Here is a 12,800-nt window from a genome sequence, read left to right on the forward strand (position 1 = left end):
GTCTTTTTTTGAAATTTAGGGTTTCTAAAGCACTCCTTTTTACGGCTAATTTTACGCCAGAGTAAATATGATATTCCTAATAAGTGATTTAAGTGAAACCAGTAGGCTAAAATCATAAAACATGTAAGTATTTGAAATTAAATTAATTACAATGTTTCGTGTGGATTTTTAGTTCATGATGCGAGAAAAACATTTTTCGAGCTTTGTAGGGTGGTCAAGCACAAATAGAATCTAATTCTAAAAACCGAATTTGTTATTAACAATGGAAATTACGGAAGTGCAATACGGATGTAAAACCTGCTTATTTTTCTTTAATTTTTAAACTGTCTTCGTATTCAATAAGATAAATTTCTTCATTCTTTTTTTTGAGGAAATATTGCTCTCTTGCAAATTTTTCCAGTTCCTCTGGGTCGGATAATTTTTCTAGGATTTTTTTATCGTTGGCAATTTCATCCTTTAAAAACTCTTGTTGTTTTTCAAGTTTTTCAATTTCCTTTTTTAGTTCTAAATGAATGAGTAGGGAGTTGGTGTCAAAAAACAACATCCATATCACAAAAACGGTCAGCACCAATACATACATATTGGTGAGTATACCAAACCATTTTTTCTTTCGTAAATCTTTGAATCCCATTTTTCTAAGTTAGTTTCTCGTTGATAATTGTTCGTACAATATCAACTGCAACTGTGTTATATTTATTGTTGGGTATAATAATATCTGCATATTCTTTGCTAGGCTCTATAAATTGAAGATGCATGGGTTTAATATTAGATTGATATTTGTCTAGCGTTTCATCTAAATTCCATCCCCGTTCGTTTACATCTCGTTTTAACCTCCTAATCAGTCTTTCATCAGAATCGGCATGGACAAATATTTTAATATCCATCATTTTACGGAGTAGGGAGTTGGTTAAAATAAGAATACCCTCAACAATCAATACTTTGGTAGGGTGCACGGGAACGGTCTTGTCTGTACGGTTACACTCAAGAAATGAGTATACGGGCTGTTTTATGGAATGTCCTGACTTCAATAATTTTAGGTGCTCTTCCAGCAGGCTGAAATCAATAGATTGGGGGTGGTCAAAATTGGTTTTTCTTCGCTCTTCCAAAGACAATTCTGAAAGGTCGTTATAATAAGAATCTTGGGAGATTACCCCAACTTCGCCCTCCGGTAACGAGTCTATAATTTGGTTTACTACTGTTGTTTTTCCACAACCGGTACCTCCGGCTATTCCTATTATCAGCATGCTCTTAAATTTTTTGTCAAAAATACATATTTGTGAACCAATTATAGGTTTATACTTAAAAGGAACTTTTGTTAATGTCCTTTCCTAGTCGAATACGTACTTTTGCACCATGCAGAATGATAATGTGAAACCCAATTTTGAATTTATAGCCTTAATGGCTTCCTTAATGTCTATCGTGGCGTTGGCAATTGATGCTTTATTGCCCGCGTTATCGCACATAGGCATAACTATAAATAGCTTGGATCCATTGGAAAATCAGTTGTTGATTACCATGATTTTTTTGGGTCTTGGAGTAGGGCAATTGTTTTTTGGACCTTTATCCGATAGCTATGGCAGAAAACCTGTAGTGTATATTGGTTTTACCGTTTTTGCGGTGGCAAGTGTAATTTGTGTTTTAGCGCCCACATTGGAAATCATGATTGTGGGGCGCATACTACAAGGTATTGGACTATCTGCACCTAGAACTATTGCTATTTCTATTATAAGGGATACTTATAAGGGAGATTATATGGCAAAAATAATGTCTTTCGTTACCGCTTTTTTCATTTTGGTCCCTGTTGTGGCGCCAGCTATTGGTAAGTGGATTATGGATGCTTTTGGTTGGGAGTATATATTTTATATTCAACTGTTCTTTGGCCTAGTAGTGGCTATTTGGTTTTGGAAACGACAGCCCGAAACATTAAAACCTCAATTTAAAATACCCTTTTCCATGTCCGTTTTTGTTAGCGGAACAAAAGAGTTTGTAAAGCATAAGGAAACCGTTGCGTTTACATTTGCTTCCGGGTTTGTAACAGGAGCGTTCTTGGTGTATTTGAGTTCATCGCAACATGTGTTTGAAGATCAATATGGAATGGTAGAGAACTTTCCGTACATTTTTGCAGGCCTTGCCTGTTCTGTAGGGCTTTCCACATTTCTGAACGGTACATTGGTCATTCGTTTTGGCATGCGTCGTTTGGCTCTTGCCGCTATGAGCGCATTTTGTATCATTGCTCTAACCTATGTGGTGGTGTTTTGGGGAAAACCCAATCCGAGCGTACCTGTTTTGGTAGCCTTTTTATTCGTTCAATTTTTATGTTTGGGATTTTTATGGGGGAATTTTAGGTCCATAGCCATGGAGCCCATAGGTCATATTGCAGGTATTGGGGCGGCTATAAACGGTTTTATTTCAACACTACTTTCCGTGCCCATAGCAAATTATATAGGAGGGTTTGTGCAAGATACCGTGTGGCCTATGTTTGCCGGTCTTGCGGTATGCGGACTCCTTTCTTTAGGGACTATTCTTTTGGTTACGAAAAGAAGAATTGTTGCCACGGCATAAGTTGTATGACTTTGTAAACGAAAAATAAAAAACCGGCAAAAGGTGAATCTTCTAATTCACTTCTGCCGGTTTTCTATAATATCCGCACTCTAATTAAAGGGCGTTCTCTATTATTTCTTCAACTACTTCTGGGTTCAATAATGTACTGGTATCACCTAAATTAGAGGTGTCTTTTGAGGCGATTTTACGCAAGATACGACGCATAATTTTCCCGCTACGTGTTTTGGGAAGTCCAGAAACAAACTGAATCTTATCCAGTTTGGCAATAGGTCCTATATGTTCCGTAATCTGCTGGTTAATTTCTTTTCGCAGGTTGTCACGGTCCCTTGTTTCACCAAATTCCTTTAGAATAACATAACCATATAGCGCATTGCCCTTTACGTCGTGAGGGAAACCAACAATTGCACTTTCTGCAACTGCAGGATGTTCGTTTATGGAATCTTCAATGGGTGCCGTACCCAGGTTGTGGCCCGAAACAATTATTACATCGTCTACGCGCCCCGTAATCCTATAATAGCCTACAGCATCCCTAAGTGCGCCATCACCTGTAAAATACATATCCTTATAAGCTGAAAAATAGGTGTCCCTATAGCGCTCGTGATTGCCCCAAATGGTCCTTGCAATAGAAGGCCATGGGAATTTAACGCATAACCGCCCTGAAACCTGATTGCCTTTAAGTTCTTTTCCTTCTTCATCCATTAATGCGGGTTGGATACCGATAAAAGGTAAAGTTGCATAGGTAGGGGTAGTAGGGGTAACGTATGGAATTGGGGTTATCATAATACCACCTGTTTCGGTCTGCCACCAAGTGTCAACAATGGGGCTATTGGTTTTTCCAACGTTGTTATTGTACCAATGCCAAGCTTCCTCATTAATAGGTTCTCCTACGGAACCCAATACTTTTAAAGAGGAAAGGTCATGTTTTTCAATAAACTCTAAATTCTCTTTGGCCAAAGCCCTAATTGCCGTAGGAGCCGTGTAGAATTGATTCACTTTGTGTTTTTCAACAACTTCCCAAAATCTACCATAATCCGGGTATGAAGGAACACCTTCGAACATAACGGTAGTAGCGCCGTTGGCCAGTGGGCCGTACACAATATAGGAATGTCCGGTTATCCAACCAATATCGGCAGTACACCAGTACACATCTTCTTCTTTATACTGAAAAACATTTTTAAACGTATAGGCGGTATACACCATATAGCCTCCTGTGGTATGGACCATTCCTTTAGGTCTTCCCGTAGAGCCGGAGGTGTATAGAATGAATAAAGGGTCTTCGGCATCCATTATTTCGGCTACACAGTCCGCATAAGCCTCGTCCAGTAACGGTTGTAGCCATTTATCACGACCTTCTTCCATATGGATATCGCTATTGATGCGTTTGACCACTAATACATCTTTAACACCCGGGCATTCTTCAAGGGCCTTGTCTACAATACCTTTAAGGTCAATTGATTTTGAACCTCGGTACGAACCATCTGAAGTAAGGACTATTTTACAGTCGCTATCATTAATACGCGTAGCGAGTGCATTGGAGGAAAAACCTGCAAAAACAACGGAGTGGATAGCTCCAATTCGGGCGCATGCCAGAAGGGAAACGGCTAATTCTGGAATCATGGGAAGGTAGATACAAACTCTATCCCCTTTCTTTATGCCATGGTCCTTTAGAACGTTGGCCATGCGGCAAACCCTTTCGTGTAAATCCCTAAAGGTAATATGTTGGGCCTCTTCATTAGGGTCGTTGGGTTCGAATATAATAGCTGTTTTCTCTCCACGGGTGGGCAAATGTCTATCTAGGCAATTTTCAGTAATGTTAAGCTTAGCCCCTTCAAACCACTTTATTTCGGGTTTTGAAAAATCCCAACTTAAAACATTATCCCATTTCTTTCGCCACACAAAATGCTCTTCCGCTATTTCCTCCCAAAAACCTTCGGGGTTTCTAACGGATTTTCTATAGACCTGATAATATTCTTCTAGATGTTTAATGTGGTAATTACTCATTTTGCCTTGATTGTTTTAATTGATATTATTTTGATGCGAATACCCTAGAGAATGGCGGTTCTTGATTGAATGGGTAAAAAATACATCGGGATCTTAAAATTACATAAAATATTAATGATTTATGGCCTCTCCGGCACCACTGGGAATACGAATGTTTTCTACGATTTGTTGTACATTTTCTGGAGGTTCCGGTGTGAATTTCATAATGATTATTGAAACGATAAAATTCACTACCATAGCTACACTACCAAAGCCTTCTGGTGAAATTCCAAACCACCAATCCTTTTCTAAGGCGGGAACAGCTTCTTTTCCACCGTCAAAAATTCCAAATTTGAATTTCAACATATAAATAAGCATTAGCGAGATGCCAATCACCATACCCGCAATGGCTCCTTCTTTGTTCATCTTTTTATAAAAAATGCCCAGTATAATAGCAGGAAAGAAAGATGCGGCGGCCAGACCAAAAGCGAGCGCCACTACTGCCGCAACAAACCCTGGGGGATTTATCCCAAAATAACCGGCTATTACAACGGCTACGGTTGCAGCACCTCTCGCTGCCCAAAGCTCTCCTTTTTCGGAAATATTTGGAACGAATATTTTTTTTATTAAATCATGGGACACGGAGGCGGAAATAACTAAAAGCAGGCCTGCTGCCGTAGATAGGGCCGCTGCCAGCCCGCCGGCGGCTACTAAGGCTATTACCCAAGCGGGGAGGTCTGCAATCTCAGGGTTGGCAAGCACCATTATGTCCGGATCTACTATAAGTTCGTTTTGTGCACCGTTCGCTACATATTGAATTTTTCCATCTCCGTTTTTGTCACTGAAATTCAGTAGCCCCGTGGTTTCCCAGTTTTTAAACCATTCGGGCATCTTTGCGTATTCTTGATTGCTAACCGTATTAATCATGTTCGTACGTGCAAATACGGCTACAGCGGGTGCTGCGGTATAAAGAATGGCAATTAATAGTAATGCCAACCCAGCCGACTTTCTTGCATCTTTTACCCGTTTTACAGTAAAGAAACGTACAATAACATGAGGTAGACCGGCAGTACCCACCATGAGTGCAAGGGTAATCATGAATATATCTATAGTTGATTTTTTACCTTCCGTATAAGCGGCAAAGCCTAGTTCTGTGGAGAGTCCGTTTAACTTATCCAATAAGTACATTCCGGAACCATCGTTCAGTTTTGAGCCCATACCCAATTGGGGAATGGGGTTTCCGGTCATTTGAATGGATATAAAAATTGCGGGTACCATAAACGCAAAAATCAACACGCAGAATTGGGCCACCTGAGTATAGGTAATCCCTTTCATTCCGCCTAATACAGCATAAAAAAGAACGATGACCATACCAATGATGACACCCGTATTTATATCTACTTCTAAAAAACGGGAGAAAACCACGCCAACACCCCGCATTTGACCAGCTACATAGGTAAACGATACGATTAAGGCACAAATAACGGCGACAATCCTGGCAGTTTTTGAATAATACCGGTCCCCTATAAAATCAGGAACGGTAAATTTTCCGAATTTACGTAGATAGGGTGCCAGAAGTAAGGCCAAGAGCACATAGCCACCTGTCCATCCCATTAAATAAACAGAACCGTCATAACCCGCAAATGAAATGATTCCCGCCATGGAAATAAACGATGCGGCAGACATCCAGTCCGCTGCTGTGGCCATACCGTTAGCCAAGGGGGAAACACCACCGCCTGCTACATAAAAATCCTTGGTTGACCCGGCACGAGACCAAATGGCAATGCCAATATAAAGGGCAAATGTAATTCCTACTAAAAGGTACGTCCAGGTTTGAACACTCATAACGGGTTGGTTTTGGTTGGGTTATTCGTTAAATCCGTACTTTTTATCCAGTTTGTTCATTAGCCTGACATAAACAAAGATTAGAATAACAAAAACATAAATGGATCCTTGTTGTGCAAACCAAAAACCCAATTCAAACCCTCCAATTTTTATGGTGTTCAAGGCGTCCTTGAACAAGATACCAGCTCCATAAGACACCCCGAACCAAATAGCGAGTAAGATAAAAAGGTATTTTAAGTTCTCTTTCCAGTATGCGGTGGCGTGCTCTTGTTTTTTAGACATTTTTGGAGTTTTGGTTATGATGTTGAAAATAGCGAATTTTCTTCTACTAAGGGCATGAGGACTTAACTTGGTAAGAACAGTACCCCTGAAGACGAGTCTCTTTGTGCGCCAGTTACGGAACTAAGAACGTTTGTCTTTTTTTCAATTCTAAGAACCCCCATTAAAGCAAATACCAAGGCTTCTTTGAATTCTATGAGTTGTTTTGAAGGAACAACTACTTTGGTGGAATTACCTAGTTTTTCTTGTAGGGTCTCTATTAGAAAATCGTTTAATGCGCCACCACCGGTAACAAATAGTGTGTTAGTCGTTTTTTTCTTGTTGGCCTTTACCTGAATGGCCACTTGCTCGCATACGTGGTGGATTCCGGTGCAGAGTAGATTCTCCATAAGGTCTTCGGTACTTTCAACAATTGGAACAACTTTTTCTACAAACCATTCATACCCTATGGATTTAGGAAATGGAAGTTTGTAAAATTCTAGAGCGTTAAGCTGTTCTAGCATCTCTATATTGATTTTGCCGTTTTTTGCCAGATTTCCTCCGGCATCGTAATCCAAATCGTTTTTACGGGTAATATGGTTCAAAATCATATTGGCCAAACCTATGTCATAGGCTATACGCTTACCGTTGTGTTCAAACGAAATATTACTAATACCACCTAAATTTAGGCAGAAGTCGTATTTATTGAAAAATAAACGGTCGCCAATAGGAACAAGTGGAGCGCCTTGGCCGCCTAGAGCAACATCATTTGTTCTAAAATCACATATAACTTTTTGTTTGCTGGCATTGGCCAAATGCTGACCGCTACCCACCTGATATGTGAATCCGTTTTCTGGCCGGTGGTGTGTAGTGTGTCCGTGGCTGGCAATATAATCTACTTCCAGTCCATTATCATTAATGAACAGGTCGCATTGCTCGCCTAGCCAAGTGCCATAGCTGTTATTGAGCTTTAAAAGTTCTTCCGCAGATAGTTCTATGGAATTTTTTAACTGCGTTTGCATCTCCTTTGAATATGAAACGCTTTTGGTTTTTTTTATAGCAAATTGCCAAGTATGTCCTTCTTGCCAAATGGTGCAATACGCAAGGTCTAGTCCGTCTAACGAGGTGCCGGACATTAAGCCAAGAATTTTATATGTAGTCATAGTTTTCAAATGGTTATTGGAAGTTTGCCATGAGCTTCTAAATTACCTAAAAAATGATTTGCTGCAACGTTTTGAAACGACTTTAAATGTTGATAAACAATAATTACGGCTTTTGCATTTTCTATGTTTATATGGTTGAGTATGTAGGGGTTTCCAAAGACATAAAGAATTACGTTTTTGGTTTTGATAACTCGGTTTATGGAGGCTAGTTCTTCGGCGGTAAAGCCAAAGTTATTGGTAGGTTTTATATGAGGTGGAAAAAGTGCCAAAAGTATATTTTCATCGCTTACATCAAGTTCGGTCTCATTCGTTGAAATGCTAAACTTTTTATTTTTTAAAATCGACTTAAAAAAGCGATTATCAGTGTTCAATGCTATTTCTAATCCGGAGAATTTGTTCTTTGCGAATTCCGTTAATTCAACTTGGTTTCCCTTGTATAGTGTGATGCTCTGCTCTGCTATTTTTTGGTTCAGTGCGTCAGGATTTGTCAAATACGAATCAGGATTTCCTATGGAAAATGCTTTTTCCTTAAGTTTCCAAATACGACCGAAACTTTCCTCTATTTGAGTTTCCGATGCATTTTTTAAAATAGCGGCCTTACCTTCATTAATGTGCTCTGCAAAGCAAAGTACATCGTTTCCGGCATCAAAGGCCAACCACTCCAGTTCTCCTTTTGTGGGGTAGTTTTTGGATACGGCATGCATATTTAAAGCATCTGAAATTACAACTCCGTCGTATCCCATTTCCGTTCTTAAAACTCCCTGAATCATATCTTTGGAAAGACTTGAAGGGGTACTTGCACCGTTGGCCAAAGCAGGAACCGATAAATGTCCGGCCATGACCGAATCAACTCCTTTTAAAACTAATTCTCGAAAGGGGTACAGTTCATTATCCGTAAGCTCTTGTTTTGTTTTGCTGATTATGGGAAGGCCAAGATGCGAGTCCGTTGCCGTATCTCCATGACCGGGAAAATGCTTGATGCTGGTTAGTACACCTTCGGAGCGCGTACCGTTTATATATGCCAAGGCTTTCTGGGTGACTTGAATTTTATCCTCCCCAAAAGAACGATAGCCAATAACCGGATTGTTCGGGTTGTTGTTAACATCAATGCATGGAGATAAATTCCAGTGTATTCCGGCAGCCTTGCAATCTTTTGCAATGTTTTTTCCCACTTCATAAATCAACGATTCGGACGTATTTGGAATTGCTCCAAGGGTAATAGCGTATGGGTATTGCGGTGTGTTTTCAATACGCATGGCCAATCCCCATTCGGCATCAATAGCAATTAATAGAGGGTATTTAGCTGCTTTTTGGTAACGGGCAATAAGGTTTCGTAAAGTTTCAAAACTCTTTTCGTTGGAAACTATTTTCTTCTTTCCTTCAAAATTGGTGGCTGCGCTTGCCCTACTGTGGAAAAAGCACAAGGACCCAATATGTTGTTCTTCTATAAGTTTTTCTAACCGTTGGATTTCCTCTTCGGTATCGTTTATAAAAGCCGCCGGCATAAATAATTGCCCTACTTTTTCGGCTAAACTTAGTGTTTTGGTAATTTGGGTGTACGGTAAAATCTTAAGCATCTAATTTGGTAGATTTTTTCCCGAAATCTGCCGGGTATTTAATAAAGTTTACGAGAAATAGGGCGGGAAGAGCGGCAATGACCACCCAGATGAAGAATCCGCCATATCCTAACCACTGTTGCATAAAGCCGCTTATCATGCCAGGGAGCATCATACCTAAGGCCATAAAGCCTGTTGCAATAGCATAGTGAGAGGTTTTTGACTTGCCTTCGGAAATGTAGATGAGGTACATTAAGAATGCGGCAAAACCAAACCCATACCCGAATTTTTCCAACACAACCGTAGCCGTTACGGCATATACACTGGTGGTTTTGGTCATGGCCAAAACGGCATAAAGCACGTTGGGCAGGTTTAGTGAAATGACCATAGGGAGCATCCATTTCTTGAGTCCATCTTTTGAAATTAAAATACCACCTAAAATACCTCCAATAGAAAGAAAAATTACTCCTGCTGTACCAAATATAGTTCCCAATTGTTCCGTTGAATAGCCTAAACCTCCTTTATCCGGGCTATCCAATAAGAAAGGTGCGGCCATTTTAACCAATTGCGACTCTCCAAGGCGGTAGGTAAGAATAAAAGCTAAGGCAATACCTATTCCAGGTTTCTTAAAGAAAGAAGCGAACACCTCAAAAAAGCCTTTAGGTTTATCTTTAATTGCCGTTTGCGCAGATTCATATTTTGGGGCCGCAAAAAAGTTGGATACCGTAAGTATTAACATAAGGAACGCCGCAGCGGTCATGGTAACACTCCAAGCTTTGGTATTGTCTCCGTATTTATTTTCCAAGAATCCGGCCATGACTACAATAAGTCCTTCTCCCGTAACCATGGCAAGTCTGTAAAATGTACTGCGCATACCCACAAAAAAGGATTGTTTTTTCTCGGTAAGACCTAGCATATAATATCCATCCGAAGCAATATCATTGGTAGCGGAAGCAAACGCGGCCATCCAAAAACAGGCTAGGGTAGTGGTCAGGAAAAGGCTGGTGGGAATTGTAAGGGCTACTCCAAAAAGTGCCAAAGCTATTACTAGTTGCATGGCCAAGAACCATTTTCGTTTGGTGCTTTTAAGGTCAACAAACGGGCTCCAAAGTGGTTTTAAGACCCAAGGTAAGTAGAGAAGGCTAGTGTAAAGACCTATATCTTCATTACTTACGCCCAATTGTTTGTACATTATGACGGATACGCTTACGACCAAAACGTACGGCAATCCTTGGGTAAAATATAGAATGGGTACCCAGACCCATGCTCCTTTATCTTTTTCTATCATGAAATGAAATGTGTAGCTTAAAACTTTACAGTGGTTTAAAGCTACTGTTTTTTAGGGGTATTTTGGAAAGCCTATGTGTAGAACTGTCATGTTTTTCATAAAAACCATTCTCAGAATTTGTTTGTAGGGATTAAAATTGACGAATTCCAATAAAAAAAGACCTGCTAGGCTGTAGTAGCAGGTCTTTAGGTTTTTTTATTAAATTAGAACTTATAACGAACAAATGCTTCCATGGCGGCATAGTGCGACAGCCCTAGTGCGCGATATCTTTCTGCGGTATTTTTGTTACGTTCTTCGGCGCGCATCCAAAATTCGCGGGAGTCATCACCTTGAAACATTACCCCATCTTTTTGGGACTGATGGCAGAAAATGGCATATCGTTTTTTAAGCACCTGGCTTGGGCTCATGGGCACCGCCATTTCAATTTCATCAACATCCCATTCATGCCAAGCACCTCTGTAAAGCCATAACCAACAATCTTTCATGAAAGATTCCGATTTTAAGCGTCTAAGAGATTCAAAAACGGCGTCAAGACATACTTTATGTGTTCCATGAGGATCGGCCAAATCACCAGCAGCAAAAATCTGATGAGGTTTTATTTCAGAAATAACGTCCATCATAATTTGTATGTCCGTCTCGGAAAGGTTGTTCTTTTTGATGGTTCCGGTTTCGTAGAACGGAAGGTCTAGAAAATGAACGTTGGCATCGTCTAAACCTAGGTATCGTACCGCTGCATAGGATTCTCCTCTTCTAATATTCCCTTTGAGTTTCCGTACTTCAAGAGAATCAAAACTGCTGTCTTTTTTCTCTTTTATGGAATCGATAATTTTTTGGGCCTCGTCCGATGGTGCAATACGTTTTGAAATTTCGGCGTATCTGAGGGCATCGGTATCCGATACAGCTATGTTTCCTGAAGTTTGGTATACCACGTGAACGTCATGGCCTTGCTCTATCAACCTATCAAAAGTACCGCCCATTGAAATTACATCATCGTCCGGATGTGGGCTAAAAATAATAACCCGTTTCTTAGCAGGTTCCGCACGCTCCGGTCTGCTGGAATCATCCGCATTGGGTTTTCCACCGGGCCAACCTGTAATAGTGTGCTGTAATTTGTTGAACATTTGAATGTTAAGGTCGTACGAATCTTTCATGGCCAACAAGCCGGACATACCATTGTCATTGTAATCTTTATCCGTTAAACTAAGGATAGATTTTTTGGTCTCGTTGCAAAGCCAAACAATAGCTTTGGAAGTTAAGCTTTCCGTCCAATCCAAAGATTCGTCTACCAACCATGGCGTTTTGTTCCTTGTAAGCTGGCTGCCCGCTCCTGTATCCAAAACAAACGTACAGTTTTTATGGTTCTGCAAATAGGTGGCCGGTACCTGGGATGAAATTTCGCCCTCAACCGTTTTTTTGATAATGCTGGCTTTGTTTTCTCCCCATCCTAAAAGTACAATACGTTTGGCACTCATAACCGTAGCAATACCCATAGTTATAGCTTTTCTAGGAACATTGTCAATCCCCAAGAATGCAGGACCTGCATCTACAAGTGTAATGTGGTCTAGGGTTATGACACGGGTGCCCGAGTTGTAATGTGATCCTGGTTCGTTAAATCCAATATGTCCGGTTCGTCCTATACCTAAAAGCTGAAAGTCTAGTCCGCCGTTCTTCTTTATTTTGTCATCATAGGCAATGCAGTATTCAATAACCTCTTCCGGGGAAACGGTGCCATCCGGAATATGAATGTTCTCGGGAGCAATGTCTACATGATTAAAGAGATGTTCATGCATAAAATACCAGTAACTTTGACGGTTCTCTTTTTCCATTGGAAGGTATTCGTCTAGGTTAAAGGTAATTACGTTGTTGAAGCTAAGGCCTTCTTCCTTGTGCATTCGTACAAGCTCCTCATAAACCTTAATAGGCGATGAACCTGTGGCAAGGCCCAAAACACAATTCTTATTGGCTTCTTGCTTTTTTCTAATGAGAGCGGCTATTTCTTCCGCAACTTTAATGGATGCTTGGTTAGAATCTGCAAAAATTACATTGTGAATTTTTTCAAAACGAGTTTCTTCAAATTGGCCAACAGGTCTATACCTTATGTTGGCACCATTTTTTTCTAAAATTGTTTTCATGCAAGTAGCTCTTTTG

The 12,800-nt window shown here is 40.3% G+C and carries 10 protein-coding genes; 1 reads left to right on the forward strand and 9 read right to left on the reverse strand.

All coding sequences use genetic code 11. From position 1 onward, the window contains the following. Window positions 1-301 precede the first annotated feature (301 nt). Both H9565_RS11875 and udk read right to left on the reverse strand, forming a co-directional pair. The gene (locus H9565_RS11875) at window positions 302-631 is read right to left on the reverse strand and encodes an FtsB family cell division protein (RefSeq protein WP_215439888.1); all 330 of its coding nucleotides are present in this window, start codon (window positions 629-631) and stop codon (window positions 302-304) included. 4 nt (window positions 632-635) lie between these two features. Next, complete coding sequence (gene udk / locus H9565_RS11880; protein WP_215439890.1) at window positions 636-1,244, reverse strand: uridine kinase; 609 nt, start codon at window positions 1,242-1,244, stop codon at window positions 636-638. 109 nt (window positions 1,245-1,353) lie between these two features. Here udk and H9565_RS11885 point away from each other — a divergent pair, with 109 nt between their 5' ends. Next, complete coding sequence (locus H9565_RS11885; RefSeq protein ID WP_215439892.1) at window positions 1,354-2,562, forward strand: multidrug effflux MFS transporter; 1,209 nt, start codon at window positions 1,354-1,356, stop codon at window positions 2,560-2,562. Between the two features lie 93 nt (window positions 2,563-2,655). Here H9565_RS11885 and acs read toward each other — a convergent pair whose 3' ends face one another. The 7 genes from acs to nagB all read right to left on the reverse strand — a co-directional run bounded on the left by acs (window position 2,656) and on the right by nagB (window position 12,784). Next, entirely contained in the window at window positions 2,656-4,563 is a 1,908-nt protein-coding gene (acs, locus tag H9565_RS11890; protein ID WP_215439894.1) for an acetate--CoA ligase, read from the reverse strand. A gap of 111 nt (window positions 4,564-4,674) precedes the next feature. Further along, window positions 4,675-6,387 (reverse strand): sodium:solute symporter family protein, encoded by a 1,713-nt coding sequence (locus H9565_RS11895; RefSeq protein WP_215439895.1) that lies wholly within the window; start codon window positions 6,385-6,387, stop codon window positions 4,675-4,677. A gap of 21 nt (window positions 6,388-6,408) precedes the next feature. After that, on the reverse strand, window positions 6,409-6,669 hold the full coding sequence (locus H9565_RS11900; RefSeq protein WP_215439897.1) for a DUF4212 domain-containing protein: 261 nt from the start codon (window positions 6,667-6,669) through the stop codon (window positions 6,409-6,411). 62 nt (window positions 6,670-6,731) lie between these two features. Then, window positions 6,732-7,808, reverse strand: a complete 1,077-nt coding sequence (locus tag H9565_RS11905) for an anhydro-N-acetylmuramic acid kinase (protein WP_215439899.1) — start codon at window positions 7,806-7,808, stop codon at window positions 6,732-6,734. Window positions 7,809-7,813: 5 nt separating this feature from the next. Then, entirely contained in the window at window positions 7,814-9,385 is a 1,572-nt protein-coding gene (locus H9565_RS11910) for a glycoside hydrolase family 3 protein (protein ID WP_215439901.1), read from the reverse strand. Then, entirely contained in the window at window positions 9,378-10,652 is a 1,275-nt protein-coding gene (locus H9565_RS11915; protein ID WP_215439903.1) for an MFS transporter, read from the reverse strand. The genes H9565_RS11910 and H9565_RS11915 overlap by 8 nt, the downstream gene beginning before the upstream one ends. A 203-nt stretch (window positions 10,653-10,855) precedes the next feature. Next, a complete protein-coding gene (gene nagB / locus H9565_RS11920) occupies window positions 10,856-12,784 on the reverse strand; it encodes a glucosamine-6-phosphate deaminase (RefSeq protein ID WP_215439904.1) in 1,929 nt (642 codons plus the stop codon). Window positions 12,785-12,800: the final 16 nt, after the last annotated feature.

The sequence above is a fragment of the Zobellia russellii genome, from assembly GCF_018728565.1.
Taxonomy (GTDB): domain Bacteria; phylum Bacteroidota; class Bacteroidia; order Flavobacteriales; family Flavobacteriaceae; genus Zobellia; species Zobellia russellii.